Genomic DNA, 22,900 nt, shown 5'->3' with positions numbered 1-22,900 from the left:
CTATGACCACAACCGCCTAAAATTATTGCAATAATAACAATTAAATTAAACTTATTGATTTAACATACTTTATTAAAAATAATTAATTAAACTGTATCATATTAAAAATAAGTTTAAAATACATTTAAAATTATTTATTCCAATAATCAATTTTTATTTTTAATAAATTATTGTATTTTATATATTGTTTTTAACTTCTCTAAATTACAAGCCAAATTCAAAAGCATAAAATCAGCTATCACAAGCCTTGCCATCGCGGTTGCAACGACGCTTCCACGGATACCGATACACGGATCGTGTCTGCCGCGAAGCTCGCAGATTGCATTTTCGCCGTGGATATTTTGTGTTTGTTGAGCCAGAAATATCGAAGGAGTCGGCTTAAAATGCGTAGTTATCAAAATTTCAGCTCCCGTGCTCATGCCTCCAAGTATTCCGCCTGCGTGATTTGAGAGAAAGCCCGCTTCATTCATGCAGTCGTTATTCTCGCTTCCTAGCATTGCGCTTGCTTCTACACCCTCGCCGATTTCTACGGCTTTTACTCCGTTTATACCCATCATCGCAGCGGCAAGCCTTGCGTCAAGCTTGTCGTATAATCCTTCGCCAAGCCCCGCAGGAGCGTTTAAAATTCTCGTTACGACGCTAGCTCCCACGCTGTCGTGAGCTTGTTTAGCTTTTAAAATCTCATCCATCATCAAATTTTCTTTATCAAGTGCGAAAATTTCAGAATTCCCCGCTACGTCAAAGTCAAATTTTTGCGCTTTTACGGTTCCTACTCCGCTTACACCGCTCTCTACTTTCACACCAAATTCATTTAATAAAATTTGAGCAAACGCCCCGCCCGCCACTCGCACGGCAGTTTCTCTTGCAGAGCTTCGCCCGCCGCCTCTATGGTCGCGAATTGCGTATTTTTTAAAGTATGTGTAGTCGGCGTGTCCCGGGCGAAAAATTTCACGCAAATTCTCATAATCTTTTGATTTTTGATTTTCGTTGTAGATGACAAATCCGATCGGTGTGCCTGTGCTAACGCCTTCAAAAATCCCGCTTAAAATTTCGATTTTGTCGCCTTCTTTTCTTGCGGTGGCGAATTTCGACTGCCCCGGCTTTCGCTTATCAAGCTCGCCTTGTAAGAACTCCTCATATATCTTAACTCCCGCAGGAAATCCGTCAAGTACGCCGCCGATCGCCGCTCCGTGACTCTCGCCGAAGGTTGTTAAAATAAGCTTTCGTCCGAATGAATTCATGATTTGTCCTTGATCTTTTCTATCGCCGTTTTTGCCGCAAGTTGCTGGGCTTCTTTTTTGCTTTTGCCGATAGCTCGAGAAATTTCAACATCTTTTAGCAAAAGCGCGATCTCAAATTCCTTCTTGTGATCGGGTCCAAATGAGCGCACGAGCTTGTATTCGGGTGTTACGCCAAGCTTGGCTTGAGTGATTTCTTGCAAAGTCGTTTTATAATCCTTGGTCAAATTTTTAAGATCGATATCAGGATAGCAGATCTCAAAGAGCCTTATGGCTACGCTATTAACCTCCTCAAAGCCGCTTTCTATGTAAATAGCGCCCATAACCGCCTCAAAAGCGTCTGATAGTATCGAAATTTTCTCTCGTCCGCCGTTGTTTTCTTCGGCTGCGGATATAAATATATGCTCGCCTAAATTCAGATAGCTTGCCAAATTTGCAAAGCTTTTTTCATTGACAAGTGCGGCGCGAAGCTTGCTCATATCGCCTTCGTCAGTGTTTTTAAATTTGCGAAATAAGTAATCAGCGATCACCAGATCCATCACTGCATCGCCTAAAAATTCAAGCCGTTCGTTGTTTTTACCTTTTTTGCAGCTTTTGTGCGTAAGCGCGTTTTTTAGGTTATTTATTTCTTTAAATTTGTATCCCAGCTTTTCTTCAAGTGCTTTTAAATTTTGCATTTTTATAGGTTGCCTTCATCTTTTATCTTAGTTGCTGCCTGCCTTGCCAGCGTGTCGCAACGCTCATTTTGCGGATGTCCGTTGTGAGCTTTAACCCATGTGGCACGGATGTCATGAGGTTTTGAAATTTCTAAAAACTCCTGCCACATTGGGACGTTTTTTACATTTTTAAATGCCTTTTTTGCCCAGCCCTCAAGCCACTCGTTTATCGCGTTTGCCACGTATGAGCTATCGGTGTAAAGCTTAACGACGCAAGGCTCTTTTAGAGCTTTTAGCCCTTCGATAACAGCCCTAAGTTCCATTTGATTGTTAGTTGTCATGGCTTCGGCTCCGCTTGCTTCTTTTGTGTGTTTGCCGTATTCTAGGATATATGCCCAACCGCCTGCGCCCGGGTTATTTAGGCATGAGCCGTCGCTAAAAAGGCATACTGTTTTCATTGGATTTTTCCGTGATATGAGGCAAAATTTGAGCGCTTCCTAGCTCGTGGCAGATCGGACAGCGGTAAAAATGAAGCGGAAAGGAGTTTTTACAATTTTTGCAGATGTAATTAAAGCTAAGATCGGCTTTGTTAAAGCCCGCTTTTTTTAAATTCGTCATCACTTCAAGCTCAAATCCAAGCTCTTTTGTCGGCTCGTCGCTTAAATTTTTAGCGTAAAATAGCGATTTATACTCTTCATCGCTTAAATTTACTGCACGCTCTTGTCTGTAGATGATATCAAAAACGTCTTTTAATGGCGGAAAATCAGGGAAATTTACGATATCCGCTCCTTTTTGCAGCCAGTTTTCAAGAGCCATGCGATTGGCAAGAGTAAATTTGTCTTTAAGCTTTAAAATTTTATCGGTTTTTTCTTCCAGACTCATCTGCCTATCTATCAAAATTTTCATGATATCTATATAGGCTTTTTGGGATTTGACGTCAAGTCCAAGCTCTTCAAGCGCATCAAGAGCGTTTAGCGCTTCGTCATACTCTTTTAATTTTTCATAAACGACTGTTAGAAATTTAAGCGCGGTTTGGTTGCGCGGAGATAGCTTTAACGCTTCTAAAAATATATCTCTAGCCTTTTGCAAAAAACCCGCTTTGAAAAAGACCTGCCCCAAATCCGTAAAAATAGGCTCTTTTTCGCTTTTGCTCTTTGCTTTGCTAAGTGCGATCGAGTAGATGTTTATCGCCTTTTCGAAGTAACCGCTCTTTGCAAACGTGTTTGCTAGAAAACAAAGAGAGGCACTATCTACGTCAAATTTGACAAGCATATCTTTATGCTCGCTGCTAAGCCCTTCGGTTTTGTCAAATTTCTTTAAAAATTTCTCCAACTCCTGCTTTTCGTCTTTGTTTCTAAAAACACCCCAGATGTAGCTTAAAACGGCTATCATAAGGACAAGCGAAACAAACACGACAAGCCCGAAAATCGGATCTCTAAACTCTATAAAAAATATATCCAATGTAAATTCCAACGCTAAATTTTAAGCTTATTATAGCAAAAATGTCGTTTGGTTTTATTCCCGCTTGTCTTTGGTGCTTGGTTTAGCTTTATAAATTTTAGCAAAGATTGCCCCATGGCTTTTAGGTAGCGGTTCAGTGTGAAATCAAACAAGTGATTGTATAATCTCGCTTATGATAGATCCAAAATCCATTGAAAAACTCAAAGAACAAGCCGATATAATCGACATCGTAGGACACTATATCCCGCTTAAAAAATCAGGCTCAAACTACGTCTGCGTATGTCCGTTTCACGACGATAAAAACCCGAGCATGAGCGTGAGCCCAAGCCGCGGGATATTTCACTGCTTTTCATGCAAGGCGGGCGGAGACGTCATAAAATTCGTGATGGATTACGAGAAGCTTACATATCCGGAAGCTATCGAAAAGATAGCGATGCTTTCAAATTTCACGCTTAATTACGTAAAAAACGAGCGTGAAAATGTGAAAGAAAATAAACACGTCCTTGAAAAAGCAAACGCCTACTATCGCAGTTTGCTTTATAAGACTCCTGCAGCGATAGAGTATCTATACTCGCGGGGTGTTACGGATGCGCTTTGTGAGAAATTTGAACTTGGCTTTGCGCCTGATAGCATTCAGACGATAAGACTGCTTGAAAACGAGCAAATTTTGCCAAACGAAGCGCTTGAATCAGGCATCGTCAAGCAAAATGAAAGCGGAATTTACGCAAGTTTTATCCAGCGTATCACTTTTCCAATCTACACGCACACGGGCAAGCTTGTTGGCTTTGGAGGACGCACACTTTCGGGGCATCAGGCTAAATACGTAAATTCGCCTCAGAGTGAAATTTTTGATAAATCAACGCTTTTTTACGGCTATCACTTGGCAAAACGCGACATTCACGCCAAAAATCAAATCATCATCACCGAGGGCTATCTTGACGTGATTATGCTTCATCATGCCGGATTTACGAACGCAGTTGCAGTACTTGGAACGGCTCTTACGCAAAAGCACTTGCCGCTTTTAAAACGAGGTGAGCTAACCGTGGTGCTTTGCTTTGACGGTGATAGTGCGGGCATAAACGCGGCTGTTAAATCCGCTCACCTGCTTGCGCAAAACGAGATAGACGGAAGTGTCGTTATCCTTGAAGGTGGAGCCGATCCTGCCGATATGGTCGTAGCAGGCAAGATAAAAGAGCTTGGCGATATGTTTGAAAGCGGAGTTGAGATCGGAGAGTTTTATATAAGAAATTTAGTGGCTAAATTTGACCTAACTCGCCCGATACAAAAGCAAAAGGCTCTTGAAGAGGTGCGCGAATTTACTATGAGTTTAAAGCCGATAATTGCAAATTCTTATGCGCCGCTTGTGGCAAATTTGCTTAAGATAGATATGAATTCCTTTGCGCTTACGAACGGACGCGTGCGGGTTAATGCACCTGGGCAACAGGCTATACAAGCTATGCCTAGCAAAATTTATCAAAAGGACAAGCTTGAGCTTGAGCTTTTAAAGACGCTTGCGGAGGCAAACGGGTTAAGTGATATGATTTTGGATTTGGTGAAAAAAGAGTATTTTACTCATCACGGCGAAATTTTTGAAGCTATTTTACGCAGATCGCCTGAGGATGAGGCCATCTTGCGTGAAATTTCGCTTGAAGATGTAGATATCATGCAAAGCGAGGAGCAAATTTTAGAAGCGGTAAAGATACTCAAGATAAGATTTTACGAAAATATGCGAAGAGAGTATTTGTCCTCAAATCGCAGTGACAAAATAGAAATTTTAAAAAAGATAGGGATGATTTTGGAGAAACTCAAACGATGAAGGCATTGGTTTTGTTTAGCGGCGGGCTTGATAGTATGCTTGCTATCAGGCTTTTAAAAGAGCAAGGCATCGAAGTAACAGCGGTGCATATAGATATAGGATTTGGCGCGGGTGAGGGCAAATTTGACGTGCTTGAAAAGCGTGCGGCGATGGCGGGCGCGAAGCTAAAGATAGTAGATATCAGAAGTGAATACTTGCAAAACGTGCTTTTTAACCCGAAATTTGGCTACGGCAAGCACTTTAACCCCTGTATTGATTGTCACGCGTACATGTTTAAAACCGCTTTAAGTATGCTTGAGGATGAGGGCGCTAGCTTCATCGCTACGGGTGAGGTTCTAGGGCAGCGTCCGATGAGTCAAAAACGCGATGCGATGGTGCATGTAAAGACTTTGGCTAGAGATGAAGACGATCTTATCTTGCGTCCTATGTCGGCACTTCTTATGAAACCTACAAAGCCCGAGCGCGATGGCTGGGTCGATAGAGAGCATCTGCTTGGACTTAGCGGCAGAGATAGAAAGCCTCAGATAAAGCTAGCTAAAGAATTTGGATTTAGCGACTTTGAAAGCCCAGCCGGTGGGTGCTTGCTCACAGTTGAAGGCTTTGCAAACAAGATAAAGGACTTTTTAAAATTTGATAAGGATATGAGCCTAAAAGATATGCAGCTTCTTAGGATCGGGCGGCATTTACGGCTTAAAAACGGCTCAAAGATGGTGATCGGACGCGACGAAAGCGATAACGAAAAACTACTCGCGCTTCAAAATCCGAAATTTGCTCAAATAGAGTTTGATGATAGCGTTGTGGGCGCGGTTAGTTTTATAAATTTAAATGCTGATGAAGAGGATCTTAAATTTGCCGTGCGTCTTGCACTTGCCTACACGAGAGCTGATAAAGAGCGCGAGTATAGCGCTAAAATTGGCGAAAAAACTATCATCGCAAAACCGTTTGAGGATAAAAGCCCTGCCCAGGAGTGGTTTATAACTTAAAGCAGAGTATTGGTGGCAAGTCACAAAGAGATGATGCTGCCGATACTCGGATTTCTTAGCACTAAAAGCGAAGCGGATAGAAAAGAAATTTATGAATTTGCGGCGAAACATTTTAAACTTAGCGATGATGAAAAGGAGCTTAAGATACCAAGCGGCAAAGTGCTTTTACACGTAAGTAGGGCTAGTTGGGCGTTAAGCTATCTTGCCTCTATACAAGAGATTATGAATTTGCCGAAAAACAAAAGACCTGCTCAAAAAATAGGGCGAGGCACTTTTAAAATAACAGAATTTGGTAGAAAAATTTGCGCCGATAAGAACTCTGAGGCTAAATTTATCTCTTGGTATGATGAAGTTTACAATAAGAATAAAAGTAGCAAACATGATAAGCCGTTATCCGCAACCGATCAAAATTCTAAAGATATAACCCCGATAGTGCTGATATCGCGCTCAAAGAGCTTCTAAAGACTCAAATTTTAGATGAGATAAATGCAAAGAGCCCTAAGTTTTTTGAAGACTTGGTGAAAAATCTTTTGGTTAAGATGGGTTACGCAGAAGGCACACTCACAAAGGACGGAGCCGATGGCGGCATAGATGGGATTATAAACGAAGACGAGCTTAGAATTTCTAAAATTTATATTCAAGCAAAGCATTGGCAAGGAAACATCACTCGCCCCGAACTTAACAAATTTGCAGGAGCTATTTTAGATAAGCAGACGAAAAAGGGCGTTTTCATCACTACTTCAAAATTTACTAAAGATGCCGAGCATTACGCGAAAAACTTGCAGGATCATTCTATCGCGCTTATTGACGGTGAGCGACTTGCTGAATTGATGATAAAGTATAAAGTAGGCGTTCAGGTCAGACAAAATATCGAAATTTGCGAAGTTGATAAGGACTTTTTCGATGAGTTTATGGAGTGATTAAATCTTTACGTTTATACTTTTGCCAAGCGTGTAAAACTCTCCGCCTGCCACGTAGTGAAGGCTTCTTAACTCCTCTTCGCACTCGTCAAATTTCCATCTACCTTCTTCAAATACTCTAGTATCAGCCCATGCGCCCACAACTTCTCCCATAAACAGATCAAATTCGCTCTGGTTAGCTTTGTTTGTTAGTACCTTGCATACTAACCAAGCTATGCAGTCGCTAACTAACGGCACATTAAAGCCGTCTTTATAAAAGAGCCTTACATATTGCATTTTAGCGGCATTTTGATGTCTTGAGATTAAGCCCAGCTTCATAATTAAATTTGCTTGTTTCTCGCACGGAATACTAACGGCAAAGTATCCGCTCTTTTCTATGAGCGAGCGCGTAAATGCCGAAGAATCAATAACTACGCTTATCTTATCGTAATCAAGCGCGCAAACCCAAGATGCGCTCATAGCATTTTCTATGTTATCAAATTTCGCGCTTATCAGGCAGGTTGGACCTGTATTTACCAGCCTATAGGCTTTTGAGAGTTCTACTTTTTTTATCATTTTTGCTCCTGTTTTTGGCTAACACGCGGTATTGTTAGTTGGCGTTAGTATGCCAAATTTAAAATTTCCTCTATCGTCTTTTTGGTGTAAATTTTATCCATTCTCCAAGCTACGGCATTTTGTGCGGCGACATCAATAATCTCTTCTAGCGTGCTTTTATCTATGTTGAGTTGTTTAAGGCTTGTCGGCGTGCCTATCTTATCAAACCACGATTTAAGCGCTTGTATGCCTTCGTCTGCCGAATTTACGCCAAAAATTTCTCGCCCAAACCTCTCAAACTGCGCTAAATTTTTATCTTTATACCACTTCATCCATGCAGGCATCACCACGCTAAGCCCCGCACCGTGCGCACAGTCCGTTACCGCGCTCATAGCGTGCTCTATCATGTGATTTGGAAAGCTTATGTCCTTCGTGCCTGCTCTGGTTATGTGGTTTAAAGCCATTGTCGCAGCCCACGCAAACTCGCCTCTTGCGTCGTATTCATCGGGATTTTGAAGTAAAATTTCAGTTGTTTTTATTATCGTTTTGATGTTAGCTTCAACTTGCAAATTTATGATTTCAGGATGAATACTTGCCGTGAAATACCCCTCGATAGAATGCGCTATCACATCGCTTGCGGAGTAGGCTAGATACTCGCTTGTTACGGTTGATTGAAGCTTTGGATTTATCACGGAAACTTTAGGGAATAGAGCTTCGCCGCTTATAGCGTACTTTTCTTTTGTTTCTTCTTTGGTTATGATGGCTCCGTTATTCATCTCGCTTGCTGTTGCGGCTAGAGTTATGATATCAAAAATTTTAAGAGCGGTCTTTGGAGTTTTACCTGTGAAAAAATCCCACACATCGCCTTCATAACAAGCTCCTGCGGCGATAGTTTTGGCGCTGTCAAGTACCGAGCCGCCTCCAACCGCGAGCACACTATCTGCGCCAAATTCTCGTGCGATTTTGATCGCTTCATTTACCTTACTTAGCACGGGATTGCTCTTAACTCCGCCAAGAGCGGTAAATTCTATCTGCTCTTGCTTTAGGCTTTTTGCCACTACGTCAAATAACCCGGTCTGCTTGATTCGCTCGCTTCCATAGAGCAAAAGCGTCTTTTTAGCGCCGAATTTTTTCATATAAGCTCCGATATGCTGCTCTTTGCCTTCGCCAAATTCTATCCTAACAGGGTTATAAAAGCTAAAATGATACATTTTCACTCCTTTTGGGTATTAAGTAGATTGATTATAACAAATTTGCAATTTACCGCATTTATGTTTTTATTTAAATAGTGGCAAAATTCACGATTCGTGGCTTTACTATTCGCTTATAGTCTTTTGTGTTTAAGATGATGGAGCGATCAAGCAAGCCCGCGTTAAAGGCTATCTCGTCAAACCTCTCAAACAGCTTGCTATCAACGATCAGCTCAAGTCTTTCATGAAAACTAAAGGGAGGAACCGAGCCGATAACGCAATCTGTAAGTTCGCTAACTTCCGCAGGACTTGCCAAAGAGGTTTTAGTGCCGTCAAATTCGCAAGTAATAGCCTCTAAATTCGCTTTATAATCCGCAGGAAGAACTGCTAAAACATAATGTTTTGAGTTTTTAAGAGAACTACTTAGACGTGTTTGATCCGCTTCAGAGCTTTCTTTGATTGTGGTTGAAATTTGCGGACTGACTCCTTTTATCACGCACACAATAGCCTTTGCTCCCTGTCCTATGAGCGTGCCGCGTGCTTTAGCTGAGGCCTCTGAGGTAGCTGCAGGCTCGTGATTTACGACTCTAAAATCAGCTTTGTTTTCGTTTAAAAGAGTGATGATTTTATTCAAAATTCGCTCTGACATAAATTTCCTTTTTAAATCTTAAACTTACGCTAAATTTTAAATTTGAGTTTAGAAATTTTAGCTTAATTTGGTTATGATTTTAAGAAAACTAGAGCGGATAAAGCTTAAAACGAGGATTGTATGCAGATAGATATCAATAACGTTCAGATTGAAGCGGGTTGGAAAGAGGCTCTTAAGGAGGAGTTTTTAAGTCCGTACTTCGCTCAGATAAAACAAAATTTGATAAGTGCTTTGAGATTAGGCAGGGTCTATCCGCCAAATTCGCTTATATTTAACGCTTTTAATCTAACGCCTTTTGATAAAGTGAAAGTCGTAATTCTCGGGCAAGATCCATATCATGGTGCAGGTCAGGCTATGGGGCTTAGTTTTAGCGTGCCAAACGGAGTGCGAGTGCCGCCGAGTCTGGTTAATATCTATAAAGAAATTTACGATGATCTTGGGATCAGCGAGCCGAATTCGGGCGATCTTACTTACTGGGCGAAGCAAGGGGTGTTGCTTCTTAATGCGACTTTGACGGTTGGGGCAGGGCAAGCAAATTCGCATGCAAATTTTGGCTGGCAGGAATTTACCGATGCTGCTATAAGAGTCGTTAGCGATAAAAAAGAAAATGTAGTATTTATGCTTTGGGGAAATCCCGCAAAGGCGAAAATGCCGCTTATAGATGCTAACAAACACCTTGTACTAACGGCCGCTCATCCGAGTCCGTTAGCTCGTGGCGCGTTCTTTGGTTCGCGTCATTTTTCAAAGTGTAACGACTATCTTGTTAGCAAAGGCATGAGCGCGATTGATTGGGATTTGAATAATTATAATATTATAAGGAAAAATAATGCTTAAAATAAGTTCGTTTGAAGTAGCAAAAAGCCATTATAAAAAAGAGTTGCAATTTGGTAATAAAATTTTATCTATTTTAGATATTGAATTACAAGCTACAAAGTTAACAAAATCAGAAATCATAGCTCCTTTAAAAGAGATTTTAATCAAATCTTTGGATGGTTTGACAAGAAAAATAGCTGGTGATTTTTGGACCACTTGTGATTTTTTAAATGATTTTTGCGATTTTGAAGATGTTATGGTTTTCATCAAAACTAAAATTTTAGAGATTGATTTTAAAAATATAAAGTCGTTTGAGAGTGCCTTAAATAAATGCTGTAATTTTCAAGATCTATTAATGCTTAGAGATGAGATTTTTATGGGCTGTAATTCTAAAGAAAATAAAGATATAACTTTCTCAGATTATAAAATTTTAATTTTTGATTGTAACTTTTTGAGTAGCGATTTGGCTAAAATTTTGAAAATAGTAAATGATGCTATAGCATATAACAATAGCTTAATACTACAGACGCTTAAAAAAAGAGATATAAATATCTTAAAATATTATAAATTTTTAAATTCATACATATATGACATTAAATCAAATATTGATTCTGCTAATAATGATGAAGTGGATAAAATTTTATGTGATAATTATCAATCTATATTTTATACATTGTTGTCTGATAATATTTTTGATATAGAAAATATGTTTGATTTAGAGATGGCATATTTAAGAGTCATAGCTTTAAAATCTATGTATTATATTGAGTCAGGATGGGATACTCAGTACGACTTTGCTATCGGATGGCATATGTGTTTAGAAGAATTTTGTCAAAAATTACCACAATATAGAGCTAGCCTTAACATATCGTGGGAAAATAACACACTTTGCTTTAAAAATGAAAAATCAAAAGCTATATTAAAAGATATTCTAAGTATATGTTATGACTTTACTGATTATATTTACAGAGTAAGCAATGAAGATAGAGTAAAAATTTTTAAATTAGAAAGAAGAAAAAGTTGCGAATTTTTATTTATATCTAAAAATTTTTTAAACAAAAAAGATATTTGGGATGAAATAGAACTAGTAGAAAATAAAAGAGGGAGTATTAGAAAATCATTAGTAAGGTGTATAGGTGGCTTGATGGTTTTACGAGTGTTTTTGTTTTCATTGTTTGTTATAGTTTTTTTTGGTGCTACTGGATTTTTTATATCTCAAAATAAAATTCTTGCAAATTTTAATAGCAGTATTATTACTTTAGTTAGTGTAATTTCTGGCTGTTTTATAGGGGTATTTTTTTGTATTGTTTATTTTAAGACAAACGATCTTGAGAGCCTTGACAAAGAGTCAATGCTTTTAAAATTAAATTCAATTAACCAACTTTTAATAAAAATATTAAATGTAAATGAAGATAGAAGAATTATTAAGCAAGAAAAGACACTAAAATCTATAATGCAATCTTTGAAAAATATATATGAGACAAGCGGTATAAAGCCAAGGGAAACATGAGAAGAAAAGATAGAATTTATGCGACGAAGAGGCACTTGAGATAATCGATAACAGTGAGTATGCCGTCATAAGCTGCGTAGATGAGAGTGGTGGAGCATTTTCTATACCTATCTCTATAGCAAGAGAAGGCATGAGTGTCTATATACACGGCGCGATTGCAGGCTCAAAGGCTAGGCTTTTTAAAGACGGCAAAGATGTTAAGATGGTGTGCGTGTCTTATAATAAAGTCCCAAAACATACCGAAGCTGAATTTGAGGCGATGAAGGATGATGGAGCAAAGCTTGCAAGCAGGGTTTTTACTACCGAATACAAAAGCGCGATAGCCGAGACTAAGGCTTATCTTGTCGCTGATGATACTAAGAAAATCAAAGCCTTACGGCTACTTTGTGAAAAATATACGCCTGAATATATGAGTGCGTTTGAAACTGCGGCGTATCACGGGCTAAATCATCTTTATATTTACGAACTTAAAATAAAATCTATAAGCGCAAAGGCTAAAATTTTGTAGATTATTGATTTACGAAATTTTAGCTCAAATTTGAAGGCATAAATTTGCCTTCAAATCTTTTTTGCAGCTTCACTTCAAAACCTGCTTTAATCAAAATTCTAATATAATGAGTAAAAATAACTGTCGCTTGATAAAGGAAAGCCATGTTTGCTTTAAAATTTCGCCCAAAAACCCTTGATGAAATTTGCGGACAGGCTGAGATCGTAGAGGTTTTTAAAAAATTTATCCAAAATCAAAAGATACCTCACAGTATATTTTACGGTCCTGCGGGTTGTGGTAAGACGAGCTTTGCTAGGGCTGTGGCTGGGGCGATGAGCTATGATTTTTACGAATTTGACGGCGGAAATTTAAAGATAGATGAGTTTAGAAGGATACTTAAAAACTATGAAAATGCGCTTAATAAGCCGCTTTTTTTTATCGATGAGATTCACCGTCTAAGCAAGACTCAGCAAGAAGCACTTTTGGTTCCGATGGAAAATTATAACGCCATAATCATCGGAGCAAGCACGGAAAACCCATACTTTACATTAAGTTCTGGTATCAGAAGCCGCTCGATGCTATTTGAATTTGCTCCGCTTAAAAGAGCTGATTTTGAGAAGTTGCTTAGCCGCGTTAGAAATGAAGTTGAGTTTGAAATCGATGATGAGGCGTGCGAGTATCTATTTAAAAGTAGCGGTGGTGACGCACGCGGGCTTTTAAATTTACTTGAATTTGCGTTAAATTTAAGCCCTAGCATAACTCTTGAAAATTTAAAAATACTTCGTGCTAACGCAGTTAGTGAAGGAGTTAGTGAAGATGATACGCACTACCACTTGGCAAGTGCTTTTATAAAAAGCATACGAGGAAGCGATGAAAACGCCTCCATATATTATCTTGCAAGGCTTATTGACGCTGGCGAAAGCGCTGACTTTATAGCTAGAAGGATGGTGATATTTGCAAGTGAAGATGTGGGTAACGCTAACCCAAATGCGCTAAATTTGGCTACTAACACGCTATTAGCAGTTAGTAAAATTGGCTACCCTGAAGCCAGAATCATCCTAAGCCAATGCGCTATCTATCTAGCTTGTTCACCGAAGTCAAATTCAAGCTATAAAGCGATAAATTCGGCTTTGAAATATGTAAAGACCGAAGCTACTTTGAAAATCCCTCTATATCTTATAAATACCGCTCCTGAAGCCAGAGACTATCTTTATCCGCATAGTTTTGGCGGTTGGGTCGAGCAAAAATACCTAGAAGAACCGCTTAAATTTTATAAAAGTAACGGCATAGGATTTGAAAAAACTCTTGAAGAATGGCTTGAGAAATTAAAGCATAAAATTAACTCGAAATAAGTATAAATTAATAATAAATGCCACTATATCATTAATATAGAAATAATATTTACTATTATTTATAAAAATTTAATATATTTTTAACTATACTCACTGACTCTAACTTAAACTTTAAACAATGGATTGATAATGGAAATTTTAACAGATATTATAAGTAAACTTAACTCATTTCTTTGGGGTCCTTATTTTTTGATCGCCTTGCTTTGCGGAACTGGATTTTATTTTACGATTAAGCTTAAATTTATTCAAATTTTTAAATTTAAAATGGGCATGAAAAATCTCTTTTGTAATTTTTCTTTGCATGGTGATGCCGCAGGAAAAGATGGTATGAGTTCATTTCAGGCGGTTGCTACTGCCATAGCGGCTCAGGTTGGTACGGGAAATTTAGTCGGCGCTACCACTGCACTTGTTATGGGCGGTCCCGGGGCTATATTTTGGATGTGGTGTGCGGCATTTTTAGGTATGGCGACAAATTTTGCCGAGATCTGTCTGGCTCAAATTTATAAAACCAAAGATGAAAGCGGTCACACCATAGGAGGTCCTGCTTTTTATATATCAAAAGGACTTGGCGGTAAATTAGGTAAGTTTTTAGCTATGTTCTTTTCTTTGGCTATCATTCTGGCACTTGGATTTATGGGAAATATGGTGCAAGCTAATTCTATATCTGACGGTTTTTTCGGAGCTTTTGGGATACCAAAATGGATTAGCGGACTCTTTTTGGCTATTATTTGTGCTCTTATTTTCATAGGTGGCATCAAAGCCATAGCAAGAGTTGCCGAAAAGATCGTTCCTGTAATGGCGATAATGTATGTTATAATAGGACTTGTAATAATATTTTTTAATATTAGCGAGATTCCTGGGGTAATATCTCTTATTTTTAGAGCCGCTTTTGATCCTTCTGCGGCTTGGGGCGGGGCTACTGGAGCTACTATCGCTATGGCTATGAGGTATGGAATAGCTAGAGGATTGTTTAGTAATGAGGCTGGTATGGGCTCAACTCCGCACGCACATGCCGTAGCTAACGTTAAGCACCCGATAGACCAAGCAGTATTAGGCATAATGTCGGTATTTGTGGACACATTTATAGTATTAAATATCACGGTTTTTGTTGTGCTTAGTTCAAATGTTATCGAATTTGAAAATGGTAAAGCTGTAATAACTGGAATCGCACTTGTTCAAGAGGCGTTTTCTTCTCATATTTTGGGTCGCGCCGGTGGATATGGATTTGTCGCTATTTGTCTATTTTTCTTTGCTTTTACAACGATAATTGGGTGGTATTATTTCGCAGAGATAAATGTCAGGTATCTGTTTGGTCCTAAATTTGTAAGAGTTTCTCAAATTTTTGTCGTTGGATTTGTATTTATAGGCAGTGTTCTTAAGATAAATTTAGTTTGGGAGCTTGCGGACTTTTTTAACGGGCTTATGGTTTTACCTAACCTGATTGCATTGTTGGTTCTTAGTCCTATAGTTGTTAAGCTCGTAAAAGATTATGACAATAAAAAAGAATATGTAAAAGAGGATTATATCAAGTAAATTTTGGTGCGAGTTTGCACCAAAATTTTTAAACTAACTCTACACCTTTACCTTTAACAACTTCTCCGATTATGTAGCCATCAGAATCAGCCAGTACGCTATCAACCTTATCTTTGCTAACTACAAGCACCAAGCCAACGCCCATATTAAAAGTTCTCATCATCTCTTCTTCGTTTACTTTTTGAGCGATGATTTTAAAAATTTCAGGCGTTTTGATGGCTGATTTTTCTATCTTTGCACCAAGTCCTTCAGGAAATACACGAGGTAAATTCTCGACCAGTCCGCCACCTGTAATGTGAGCAAGAGCATTTATCTTGTCTTTTAGGCGTAAAAAGTCGCTCACATAAATTCTGGTTGGCTCAAGCAACACATCTATAAGCGCTTTGCCTTCTATCTTGTCGTCAAATTTAAGCCCCAGTTCGCTTACCACTCTTCGCGCCAAAGAAAATCCGTTAGAGTGAAGCCCGCTGCTTGGAAGCGCTATTAGCACGTTGCCTTCTTTTACGAATTTGCTTCTATCTATCTCATCTATCTCCGCCATGCCTACCGCAAAGCCGGCTAGATCAAAGTCTTTGCCTTCATACATGGATGGCATCTCGGCAGTTTCGCCCCCGATAAGTGCGCACTGAGCTAACTTGCAGCCTTCAGCGATGCCTTTAACTACGGTTACTGCGCTATTTATATCAAGTTTTGCCGTTGCGTAGTAGTCTAGGAAAAAAAGCGGAGTAGCGAAGTTGCAGATAAGGTCGTTTACGCACATTGCCACGAGATCTTGACCAACTGTATCAAATTTGTTTGCGTCTATTGCGAGGCGAAGCTTGGTTCCAACTCCATCGGTTGCGCCTAAAATGGCAGGATTTTTATATCCACTTGGTAGTTTTATAGCGCCTGAAAATGACCCGATACCGCCTAAGACTAGCGGAGTAAAGGTTGATTTTACGTATGGTTTGATCTCCTCAACAAAGCTGTTTCCAGCATCTATATCCACTCCAGCGTCTTTGTAGCTTATCATTTTATCCCTTTTTGAAATTTGCCTAATTTTAGCTAAAACTTGCTAAAATCGAATTAAAAACCCAAGGCAAAATTTGATGAAATTTAGCAATGCTTTTGTCATTACCGGCACAATCGGAAGCGGTAAAAGCACGTTTTTAAACCTTCTTAGGATGCACGGCTTTGAGGTGATCGATGCTGATACTATATCTCACGATGAGCTTGAAGCGTGCAAAGATGAGGTTATCGGGAAATTTGGCGAGGAAATTTTATATCAAGGCAAGATAGATCGAAAAAAGCTCGGCGCAATCGTATTTAATGATAAAGAGGCGCTTAAATGGCTTGAAAATTTGCTTCATCCAAGGATAAATGCAAAAATTTATGAGCTTTGCACGAAGCTTGAAGCTAAAAATTTGCCTTATTTTGTTGATATTCCGCTTTATTTTGAAGGGCTTGGTAAGGCTGAATTTAAGCAAATTATAGTTGTCTATGCGCCTACAAAAACACTTATAGAGCGTGTGATGAAGCGAAATAGCTTAAGCTATGAAGAGGCTAAAAAGCGAGTAGAGCTTCAAATGGATATAGAAATAAAGCGCGAAATGGCTGACTTTGTTATAGATAATAGCGGAAATTTAAGAGATTTACAGGCGCAAACTGAGGAGTTTTTAAGAAATTTGAAAGGCAGATATGAGAGTATCAAAGTATAACGCAAGCGGCAATGATTTTGTTATATTTCACACTTTTGTTAGTGAGGATCGAAGCGAGTTAGCTAAAAGACTTTGCGATAGATTTAACGGCATAGGAGCTGATGGGTTTATCGTGCTACTTCCTTTTGAAAACGGCATAAAATGGGAGTTTTATAACAACGATGGAAGTTATGCGGCAATGTGTGGTAACGGCTCTCGTGTGGCGCTTTTATATGCCGTTACTAACAAACTAACTAACGCAAATAATATAACGCTAGCCACAGGCGCAGGAAGCGTTAGAGGTAGCGTAAGCGGCGATATGGTGGAGGTTGAACTAACAAGTCCGGTTAAGTTAGCGGATAAATTTAGTGAGGAAGGGCGAGAGTGGTACTTTTATGATACGGGTGTGCCGCATCTTGTTAGTTTTTGTGAGGATTTGAGTGAATTTGATCTAAATTTAGCTCGTAAAATGCGTCAAAACCGTAATGCAAACGTAAATTTTGCCAAAGTTGAGGGCGGAAATTTACTTGTTAGAACCTATGAGCGCGGAGTTGAGGCTGAGACAAATGCTTGCGGAACCGGTATGGCAGCATGCTTTTATGCCGGAGTTAAAAATTTGGGTTTAAAAGAGCAAATTTCTGTCTTTCCAAAGAGTGGTGAAGAGCTTGGTTTAAGACTTAATGATGAAAAGATATTTTTTAAAGGCAAGGTAAGACACTGCTTTGATGCGAATTTTATGGAGTAAAATTTGGCCTAGTTTGCTTCTTGCCGTTAGCCTGCATGTGATAGCTTGATTTGACAAAGTATGATTATTGATTTTGGTTTCTGTTTTTAGTGTGGTGATAGTACTGGATAAAATAAAAACATGTTTATGCTGTAGTCTTTAAAAGTGTCAGTAGTTAAAAATTAATGTTGTTCATGTAGAGGGTAGAGAGCTATTCAAACCAGCTTTGCACTTTTGAGAAATAGAGAATTTAGCAGTTTTTCCATTTTATTAATATTCATTTTTATTAATATTCATTGCAATGATGTATAAAAGTTGGAGTTAGAAGAATTTCTCGCCCAAGCGAGCGAGAAATTTGAAATTATTTTAAAGCAGCCTTTGCTTGTGAAGCAATTTGTGCAAAAGCTTTTGGGTCATTCATAGCCATATCGGCTAAAATTTTTCTATCTAATTCGATATTTGCTTTCTTAAGACCGTTTATAAAGCGTGAATAGCTGATATCATTTAGTCTGCAAGCAGCGTTGATTCTAACTATCCAAAGACGTCTAAAGTCGCGTTTTTTCGCGCGTCTGTCTCTGTAAGCATATACTAAACTTCTTTCTAACTGCTCTTTAGCTTTTCTAAAGTGTTTGCGTCTACCGCTGTAAAAGCCACGAGCTAGCTTCAATACCTTTTTATGGCGTCTTCTTCTAACTACGCCTGTTTTTACTCTTGCCATATTTATCCTTTTTTAGAAATTGGCGTTCGCTAAGCGAATCTTGCCCCTAAATTTGGGGGAGTTTGAATGACCTTGTGTCAAAAACTTAAACTTACATGCAAAGCATTGATCTAACGCTTGCAACATTCGTGCTATCAACGTATTGAGGGCTTCTTAAATCTCTTTTTCTGTTGCGAGATTTTTTAGTTAAAATGTGGCTTCTAAATGCTGAGCCTCTTTTAATCTTATTTTTACCCACTTTAAAACGTTTAGCAGCACCACGAACTGACTTCATTTTAGGCATACTAATCCTTTTAAAATTTTTCTTACTCTTAAGGTAAGAGATGGATTATACCTAAAATTTCTTTAAAGAATTTAAATTTTATAAAATTGTATTTACAAAATTGATCTTATTTAATTCTTAGATAATCTAAAAATTTAAGGGTAAATTTGCTATCTTTTGCGCTTTGATTTTATTTTTAAAGGCAAAATTTATGGATTATAGTGTTGTTATTATCGTTGTCGTGATATTTATCATAAGGCTCGCGTTTCTTAAAGTTTCAAAGCAAAACGAGCAGGCGATACTTGCAAATGGCGGCAGAGAGTATGGAGTGCAAAACTCAAAAAGACTTACAATCTTGCATATATTATTTTATTTTTCATGCCTTGTTGAAGCTGTTTTAAGGCGAGCTGAGCTTGATATACAAGGGCTTTTAGGATGTGTGCTTGTGGCGTTTGCTTTAGTTATGTTATATGTAGTTACGCAGCTTTTAAAAGGAATTTGGACAGTTAAGCTCATGATAGCAAACGAGCATAAATTTAACGACCACTGGCTTTTTAGAGTTGTTAAACATCCAAATTATTTCTTAAATATCGTGCCTGAGCTTATCGGACTTGCTCTGCTTTGTCATGCACTTTATTCGGCTGTGTTTATCTTGCCGTTTTATGCGTTTGTACTTTATAAGAGGATAGAGGAAGAAAATCGCCTGATAGCCGAAGTTATCATTCCAAATAGTAAAATTTAGTGGATAAATTTACATAGGAATATTGCTTAAAATTTAAGAAGCAAATTTGAATATGACATAAGCCCTAATTAAAGGGCTTATGTCATATTTGATTAACCTTTTTTTGGTGTTACAAGCATATTGACATAGCGGCCCTCTATCATCGGCTCTTTATCTCTATTACCTGCTTCTTTAATCATCTCCCAAACTTTTTCAAGCATGACGACACCGGCTTCTGGAGTTGCCATCTCGCGACCTTTTAGAAACACTCTAAATTTCACGTGCTTGCCCTCTTCAAGGAACTCAAGCGCATGTTTTACTTTGTAGTTTATGTCATTTTGAGCTATTTTTACCGATAGTTTTATCTCCTTAACATCGATAACTTTTTGCTTTTTCTTAGCCTCTTTTTGCTTTTTTTCTTGTTGGTAACGGAATTTTCCGTAGTCCATGATTTTGCAAACAGGTGGCTTTGCATCAGGCGCGATCAAAACTAGATCAAGCCCTTGTTTTTCAGCGATTTTTAAAGCCTCATCTCTTGAGATAACGCCATAGCTTGTGCCGTCATCACCGACACATCTTACTTCACTCGCTCTTATATCTTCGTTGAGCAATACTTCTTCTTTACTCAAAAATGTACCTCACTCAGTTTCTCCTTTAATAAATTGGTAAATTCGTCTAGTTTCATATCTTTTTGCTCTCTACTTCTGCGATCTCTTAGCGCTACCGTGCGGTTTACCACTTCGTTGTCGCCAAGTACTATGATCATAGGTACGCGTTGTTTTTCAGCACTTCTAATGCGTTTGTTTAGGCTTTCGTTTTTGCCTGAAATTTCGCTATCAACGCCTATTCTTCTAAGCTCTTGTGCTATCTCTTTTGCGTAGTCTAAGTGTGCGTCGCTAATTGGCACGACCACAACCTGCGTAGGCGCTACGAAAAACGGCAACTCTCCGCTTGTATGCTCTATCAAAATTCCTATAAATCTCTCAAAGCTTCCAAGTAGTGCGCGGTGAAGCATTACAGGGCGTTGGCGCTCGTTGTTGCTGTCGATGTAGCCAAGTTCAAACCTCTCAGGTAGGTTAAAATCAACCTGAATCGTTCCGCACTGCCATTTGCGTTTAAGCGCGTCTGTTATCTTGATGTCTATCTTTGGTCCATAAAACGCTCCGCCGCCTTCGTCGATACCGTATTTAAATCCGTTTTCATCAAGAGCGTCTTTAAGCGCTTGAGTTGCGACCTCCCAGATGGCGTCATCGCCGATCGCTTTAGCTGGCTTTGTTGAAATTTCCATTTCGTATTCAAAGCCGAAATTTTGCATGATGTTATCTACAAAGCTTAAAATTTCAAGGATATTTTCTTTTATCTGGCTTGGCATACAAAATATATGTGCATCATCTTGCGTAAATTCGCGAACTCTGAAAAGTCCGTGCAAAACGCCGCTTTTTTCATGGCGATGCACTACGCCGTATTCAAAAAACTTAAGTGGCAAGTCGCGGTAAGAGCGAATTTCGTCTTGATATACTTTGATGTGTCCGACGCAGTTCATCGGCTTTATGCCGTATTCTTGCTCGTCGATAACTGTAAAATACATATTTTCTTTGTAGTTTACGTAGTGTCCGCTCTTTTTCCAAGCGTCTGCTTTTAAAATTTCAGGACCTCGCACAGGCTCATATCCGCGCTCTCTGTGAGCTCTGAATAAAATTTGCTCTAGCTTGCTTCTTAATCTTCCGCCGTTTGGTAGCCATAGCGGAAGTCCGCCTCCGATCTCATCATCAAACGTAAAGAGTTTCATCTCGGTTCCAAGCTTGCGGTGATCGCGCTTTTTAGCCTCTTCAATAACTCTTATATGCTCTTTTAAGCTCTCTTTTTCAGCGTATGCCGTGCCGTAAATTCTGTTTAGCATTTCGCGTGTTTCATCGCCGCCAAGATAGGCTCCTGCTACGCGAGTAAGTTTGAAAAATCTTAAAAATTTAGTATTTGGCACGTGTGGTCCGCGGCAGATATCTTCAAAAATTCCTTGCGAATACATGCTTACAGGCCCGTCAGGAATGCGCTTTAAAACCTCTTGTTTGAGATCATCATCCTTAAATCTCTCGCTTATCTCTTTTTTTGAAAAACAGGTTTTAACTATATCTTTTTTTGCCTCAACCAGCTCTTTCATCTTAGCTTCGACAGCCTCCAAATCAGCTTCGCCAAGCTTGGTTCCAGTCTCATCAACTCTAAAATCGTAGTAAAATCCATCCTCTATCGCAGGCCCTACGAAAAATTTTGCTTGAGGGTAAATGCTCTTGATCGCCTCTGCCATAAGGTGTGCGCAGCTGTGGCGAATGACATTTAGAGCATCTTTTGAATTATCAAAATACACAGGCTCGGCTGAATTTACATTATCTCCAATACTTTGTGTATCAACTATCTCTCCGTTTAGTTTGTATGCGATTATATCGCTCATGTCTTTCCTTTTTTACCGAATATTCTTTTAAACAACAAAAGAATGATGTAAGATTTTATCTAAAATGAATTTAAGCTTTACTTAATATTTTGTTTGCCGATGGTTTATCTATGTTGAAATTTTATGCCTAAATTTTGAATTTTTGAGCTTTTGTAACATACTTGCTTAAGCCTCATTGTTATTAATATACTTAATTATACTTTAAGAAATTTGATGTTAGTATTTGGCTTGTAAATGGATCGTGCAATATCTCGTCTTTGCATTGTTTTGATTCATTTTTCTCCCGATTTTTGCGGAAAGGGGTGGTTGCCTTTCCGCAAGCCTAATTTTTAAATTTCAAAAATTTATTATCTATATTAAAAAATAATTTTACTTTAATTTTTAGTATTTGAAATATGAAAAATAGAATTTAAATTTAATGTTTTATAGATTTGAACTAAATGTTATCTTGTGATTTTATTTTGATGAAGATGGTGGCCACGAGAGGACTTGAACCTCCGACCACTACCATGTCAAGGTAGTGCTCTACCAGCTGAGCTACGCGACCATCAAATAGGTGTGTATTGTAGCAAGTTAAAGTTAAATTTATTTTAAATTTATTTATCAGAAGTTAAATTTAAATTTCAAAGGCAGATTTATGTTATTAAAATTTATCTTGCTTAGTAATTTTTTGACTGTGCTTGGCGATTTTTTATTTGATTCAACTACCAAAAAGCATTACTGGCTTTAAAATTTAAATAATGTGCTAGATGATTAAATTTATTTCATCATCTAAACTGAAATTTTCATCTAAAATTTTTACACCGAGTTGCTTTAGAGCTCTTGCCGTAAAGCCATCGCCTGTTTTAAGAGTTTTGCTAAATGTCCCGTCGTATATAAATTCGCTTCCGCAACTTGGGCTTTTAGATTTTAAAACGGCGAATTTGCAGCCATTTTTTAAGGCTAGATCGGCACAAATTTTAGCCCCTTTTGAAAACTGCTCGGTTACGTCTTTGCCGCTTTTTGTAAAGACTTTTTCTCCATTTATCTCAGCTACCTCTCTTGGAGTTGCAAGCCCGCCAAGCTCTTCGGGGCAGACGGATAAAATTTCATAGTTCAAAGCAAGATGTTTAAATTTGCGCTCAAGCTCTTTTGTTTGGTTGCTTGAGCCGTTGTATTTGCAGTTTATGCCAAGCAGGCACGCACTTACTAAAATTTTCTCTTTCACTTTA

Annotated in this window: 24 protein-coding genes, 1 tRNA gene and 1 pseudogene; 12 read left to right on the top strand and 14 right to left on the bottom strand. The window is 38.6% G+C overall.

Annotation, left to right across the window (positions count from 1 at the left end; translation table 11 throughout):
* Window positions 1-167: 167 nt before the first annotated feature.
* The 4 genes from aroC to CDOMC_RS09455 are packed head-to-tail and all read right to left on the bottom strand — an operon-like array spanning window position 168 to window position 3,355.
* Window positions 168-1,241, bottom strand: a complete 1,074-nt coding sequence (gene aroC, locus CDOMC_RS09470; protein ID WP_172129544.1) for a chorismate synthase — start codon at window positions 1,239-1,241, stop codon at window positions 168-170.
* Window positions 1,238-1,915, bottom strand: a complete 678-nt coding sequence (rnc, locus tag CDOMC_RS09465) for a ribonuclease III (protein WP_172129543.1) — start codon at window positions 1,913-1,915, stop codon at window positions 1,238-1,240. The genes aroC and rnc overlap by 4 nt, the downstream gene beginning before the upstream one ends.
* A gap of 2 nt (window positions 1,916-1,917) precedes the next feature.
* Window positions 1,918-2,352 carry a ribonuclease HI gene (gene rnhA, locus CDOMC_RS09460; RefSeq protein WP_172129542.1) on the bottom strand — a complete coding sequence of 145 codons (435 nt, stop codon included), beginning with the start codon at window positions 2,350-2,352 and terminating at the stop codon, window positions 1,918-1,920.
* A complete protein-coding gene (locus tag CDOMC_RS09455; RefSeq protein WP_236861317.1) occupies window positions 2,330-3,355 on the bottom strand; it encodes a CDC27 family protein in 1,026 nt (341 codons plus the stop codon). Before CDOMC_RS09455 ends, rnhA begins: the two co-directional genes overlap by 23 nt.
* A 172-nt stretch (window positions 3,356-3,527) precedes the next feature.
* Here CDOMC_RS09455 and dnaG point away from each other — a divergent pair, with 172 nt between their 5' ends.
* Genes dnaG through CDOMC_RS10210 form a run of 4 tightly spaced genes read left to right on the top strand, consistent with a single transcriptional unit; the run spans window position 3,528 to window position 7,074 of the window.
* Window positions 3,528-5,171: a DNA primase gene (gene dnaG / locus CDOMC_RS09450; RefSeq protein ID WP_172129541.1), complete on the top strand. Its 1,644-nt coding sequence runs from the start codon at window positions 3,528-3,530 to the stop codon at window positions 5,169-5,171.
* Window positions 5,168-6,154 (top strand): argininosuccinate synthase domain-containing protein, encoded by a 987-nt coding sequence (locus CDOMC_RS09445; RefSeq protein ID WP_172129540.1) that lies wholly within the window; start codon window positions 5,168-5,170, stop codon window positions 6,152-6,154. Before dnaG ends, CDOMC_RS09445 begins: the two co-directional genes overlap by 4 nt.
* Before the next feature lie 12 nt (window positions 6,155-6,166).
* Window positions 6,167-6,616, top strand: a complete 450-nt coding sequence (locus CDOMC_RS10215; protein ID WP_236861316.1) for a winged helix-turn-helix domain-containing protein — start codon at window positions 6,167-6,169, stop codon at window positions 6,614-6,616.
* A 56-nt stretch (window positions 6,617-6,672) separates the two neighbouring features.
* A complete protein-coding gene (locus CDOMC_RS10210) occupies window positions 6,673-7,074 on the top strand; it encodes a restriction endonuclease (protein WP_236861315.1) in 402 nt (133 codons plus the stop codon).
* Here CDOMC_RS10210 and CDOMC_RS09435 read toward each other — a convergent pair whose 3' ends face one another.
* The 3 genes from CDOMC_RS09435 to CDOMC_RS09425 all read right to left on the bottom strand — a co-directional run bounded on the left by CDOMC_RS09435 (window position 7,075) and on the right by CDOMC_RS09425 (window position 9,447).
* On the bottom strand, window positions 7,075-7,629 hold the full coding sequence (locus CDOMC_RS09435) for a flavin reductase family protein (protein WP_172129539.1): 555 nt from the start codon (window positions 7,627-7,629) through the stop codon (window positions 7,075-7,077).
* 44 nt (window positions 7,630-7,673) lie between these two features.
* Window positions 7,674-8,819 carry an iron-containing alcohol dehydrogenase gene (locus tag CDOMC_RS09430; protein WP_172129538.1) on the bottom strand — a complete coding sequence of 382 codons (1,146 nt, stop codon included), beginning with the start codon at window positions 8,817-8,819 and terminating at the stop codon, window positions 7,674-7,676.
* Window positions 8,820-8,889: 70 nt separating this feature from the next.
* Window positions 8,890-9,447: a YbaK/EbsC family protein gene (locus tag CDOMC_RS09425; protein WP_172129537.1), complete on the bottom strand. Its 558-nt coding sequence runs from the start codon at window positions 9,445-9,447 to the stop codon at window positions 8,890-8,892.
* Between the two features lie 120 nt (window positions 9,448-9,567).
* On the opposite strand from CDOMC_RS09425, the gene ung reads away from it, so the two are divergent.
* The 5 genes and pseudogenes from ung to CDOMC_RS09400 all read left to right on the top strand — a co-directional run bounded on the left by ung (window position 9,568) and on the right by CDOMC_RS09400 (window position 15,142).
* Window positions 9,568-10,281: a uracil-DNA glycosylase gene (gene ung, locus CDOMC_RS09420; RefSeq protein WP_172129536.1), complete on the top strand. Its 714-nt coding sequence runs from the start codon at window positions 9,568-9,570 to the stop codon at window positions 10,279-10,281.
* On the top strand, window positions 10,274-11,770 hold the full coding sequence (locus CDOMC_RS09415) for a hypothetical protein (protein WP_172129535.1): 1,497 nt from the start codon (window positions 10,274-10,276) through the stop codon (window positions 11,768-11,770). Before ung ends, CDOMC_RS09415 begins: the two co-directional genes overlap by 8 nt.
* Window positions 11,767-12,278, top strand: a pseudogene (locus CDOMC_RS09410) (pyridoxamine 5'-phosphate oxidase family protein). The gene CDOMC_RS09415 and the pseudogene CDOMC_RS09410 overlap by 4 nt, the downstream one beginning before the upstream one ends.
* A gap of 143 nt (window positions 12,279-12,421) precedes the next feature.
* Window positions 12,422-13,609 (top strand): replication-associated recombination protein A, encoded by a 1,188-nt coding sequence (locus tag CDOMC_RS09405; RefSeq protein ID WP_172129534.1) that lies wholly within the window; start codon window positions 12,422-12,424, stop codon window positions 13,607-13,609.
* A 129-nt stretch (window positions 13,610-13,738) separates the two neighbouring features.
* A complete protein-coding gene (locus tag CDOMC_RS09400) occupies window positions 13,739-15,142 on the top strand; it encodes an alanine/glycine:cation symporter family protein (RefSeq protein ID WP_172129533.1) in 1,404 nt (467 codons plus the stop codon).
* A 28-nt stretch (window positions 15,143-15,170) separates the two neighbouring features.
* Here CDOMC_RS09400 and purM read toward each other — a convergent pair whose 3' ends face one another.
* Window positions 15,171-16,154: a phosphoribosylformylglycinamidine cyclo-ligase gene (gene purM, locus CDOMC_RS09395; protein WP_172129532.1), complete on the bottom strand. Its 984-nt coding sequence runs from the start codon at window positions 16,152-16,154 to the stop codon at window positions 15,171-15,173.
* A 73-nt stretch (window positions 16,155-16,227) separates the two neighbouring features.
* On the opposite strand from purM, the gene coaE reads away from it, so the two are divergent.
* Both coaE and dapF read left to right on the top strand, forming a co-directional pair.
* On the top strand, window positions 16,228-16,839 hold the full coding sequence (coaE, locus tag CDOMC_RS09390; RefSeq protein ID WP_172129531.1) for a dephospho-CoA kinase: 612 nt from the start codon (window positions 16,228-16,230) through the stop codon (window positions 16,837-16,839).
* Window positions 16,820-17,563, top strand: a complete 744-nt coding sequence (dapF, locus tag CDOMC_RS09385) for a diaminopimelate epimerase (protein WP_172129530.1) — start codon at window positions 16,820-16,822, stop codon at window positions 17,561-17,563. The genes coaE and dapF overlap by 20 nt, the downstream gene beginning before the upstream one ends.
* A gap of 340 nt (window positions 17,564-17,903) precedes the next feature.
* Here the strand turns inward: dapF and rplT are convergent, their stop codons facing one another.
* Together rplT and rpmI are read right to left on the bottom strand one after the other, a co-directional pair.
* Window positions 17,904-18,260, bottom strand: a complete 357-nt coding sequence (rplT, locus tag CDOMC_RS09380; RefSeq protein WP_169975410.1) for a 50S ribosomal protein L20 — start codon at window positions 18,258-18,260, stop codon at window positions 17,904-17,906.
* 91 nt (window positions 18,261-18,351) lie between these two features.
* Window positions 18,352-18,543, bottom strand: coding sequence for a 50S ribosomal protein L35 (gene rpmI / locus CDOMC_RS09375; protein WP_169975412.1), 192 nt, complete (start codon window positions 18,541-18,543; stop codon window positions 18,352-18,354).
* Between the two features lie 190 nt (window positions 18,544-18,733).
* Here rpmI and CDOMC_RS09370 point away from each other — a divergent pair, with 190 nt between their 5' ends.
* Window positions 18,734-19,264, top strand: a complete 531-nt coding sequence (locus CDOMC_RS09370; protein ID WP_172129529.1) for an isoprenylcysteine carboxyl methyltransferase family protein — start codon at window positions 18,734-18,736, stop codon at window positions 19,262-19,264.
* Window positions 19,265-19,356: 92 nt separating this feature from the next.
* Here CDOMC_RS09370 and infC read toward each other — a convergent pair whose 3' ends face one another.
* The 4 genes from infC to CDOMC_RS09350 form a co-directional block, all read right to left on the bottom strand.
* A complete protein-coding gene (infC, locus tag CDOMC_RS09365) occupies window positions 19,357-19,872 on the bottom strand; it encodes a translation initiation factor IF-3 (RefSeq protein WP_172129528.1) in 516 nt (171 codons plus the stop codon).
* On the bottom strand, window positions 19,869-21,689 hold the full coding sequence (gene thrS / locus CDOMC_RS09360; protein ID WP_172129527.1) for a threonine--tRNA ligase: 1,821 nt from the start codon (window positions 21,687-21,689) through the stop codon (window positions 19,869-19,871). The genes infC and thrS overlap by 4 nt, the downstream gene beginning before the upstream one ends.
* Before the next feature lie 471 nt (window positions 21,690-22,160).
* A tRNA-Val gene (locus CDOMC_RS09355) sits at window positions 22,161-22,236 on the bottom strand.
* A 198-nt stretch (window positions 22,237-22,434) separates the two neighbouring features.
* The gene (locus tag CDOMC_RS09350) at window positions 22,435-22,896 is read right to left on the bottom strand and encodes a DUF523 domain-containing protein (protein ID WP_172129526.1); all 462 of its coding nucleotides are present in this window, start codon (window positions 22,894-22,896) and stop codon (window positions 22,435-22,437) included.
* Window positions 22,897-22,900: the final 4 nt, after the last annotated feature.

It is taken from the genome of Campylobacter sp. RM16192, from assembly GCF_004803855.2.
GTDB lineage: Bacteria > Campylobacterota > Campylobacteria > Campylobacterales > Campylobacteraceae > Campylobacter_A.
The sequence above is the reverse complement of the archived record's forward strand: the minus strand, read 5'-3'. Positions and strand labels throughout refer to the sequence as shown.

Coding starts and splice junctions, on each gene's coding strand:
- rpmI (WP_169975412.1), bottom strand. CDS start 18,543: ATGCCTAAAATGAAGTCAGTTCGTGGTGCTGCTAAACGTTTTAAAGTG.
- CDOMC_RS09430 (WP_172129538.1), bottom strand. CDS start 8,819: ATGTATCATTTTAGCTTTTATAACCCTGTTAGGATAGAATTTGGCGAA.
- aroC (WP_172129544.1), bottom strand. CDS start 1,241: ATGAATTCATTCGGACGAAAGCTTATTTTAACAACCTTCGGCGAGAGT.
- CDOMC_RS09415 (WP_172129535.1), top strand. CDS start 10,274: ATGCTTAAAATAAGTTCGTTTGAAGTAGCAAAAAGCCATTATAAAAAA.
- CDOMC_RS09435 (WP_172129539.1), bottom strand. CDS start 7,629: ATGATAAAAAAAGTAGAACTCTCAAAAGCCTATAGGCTGGTAAATACA.
- CDOMC_RS09405 (WP_172129534.1), top strand. CDS start 12,422: ATGTTTGCTTTAAAATTTCGCCCAAAAACCCTTGATGAAATTTGCGGA.
- dnaG (WP_172129541.1), top strand. CDS start 3,528: ATGATAGATCCAAAATCCATTGAAAAACTCAAAGAACAAGCCGATATA.
- CDOMC_RS09425 (WP_172129537.1), bottom strand. CDS start 9,447: ATGTCAGAGCGAATTTTGAATAAAATCATCACTCTTTTAAACGAAAAC.
- CDOMC_RS09400 (WP_172129533.1), top strand. CDS start 13,739: ATGGAAATTTTAACAGATATTATAAGTAAACTTAACTCATTTCTTTGG.
- CDOMC_RS09370 (WP_172129529.1), top strand. CDS start 18,734: ATGGATTATAGTGTTGTTATTATCGTTGTCGTGATATTTATCATAAGG.
- CDOMC_RS09445 (WP_172129540.1), top strand. CDS start 5,168: ATGAAGGCATTGGTTTTGTTTAGCGGCGGGCTTGATAGTATGCTTGCT.
- ung (WP_172129536.1), top strand. CDS start 9,568: ATGCAGATAGATATCAATAACGTTCAGATTGAAGCGGGTTGGAAAGAG.
- rplT (WP_169975410.1), bottom strand. CDS start 18,260: ATGGCAAGAGTAAAAACAGGCGTAGTTAGAAGAAGACGCCATAAAAAG.
- rnhA (WP_172129542.1), bottom strand. CDS start 2,352: ATGAAAACAGTATGCCTTTTTAGCGACGGCTCATGCCTAAATAACCCG.
- rnc (WP_172129543.1), bottom strand. CDS start 1,915: ATGCAAAATTTAAAAGCACTTGAAGAAAAGCTGGGATACAAATTTAAA.
- purM (WP_172129532.1), bottom strand. CDS start 16,154: ATGATAAGCTACAAAGACGCTGGAGTGGATATAGATGCTGGAAACAGC.
- dapF (WP_172129530.1), top strand. CDS start 16,820: ATGAGAGTATCAAAGTATAACGCAAGCGGCAATGATTTTGTTATATTT.
- thrS (WP_172129527.1), bottom strand. CDS start 21,689: ATGAGCGATATAATCGCATACAAACTAAACGGAGAGATAGTTGATACA.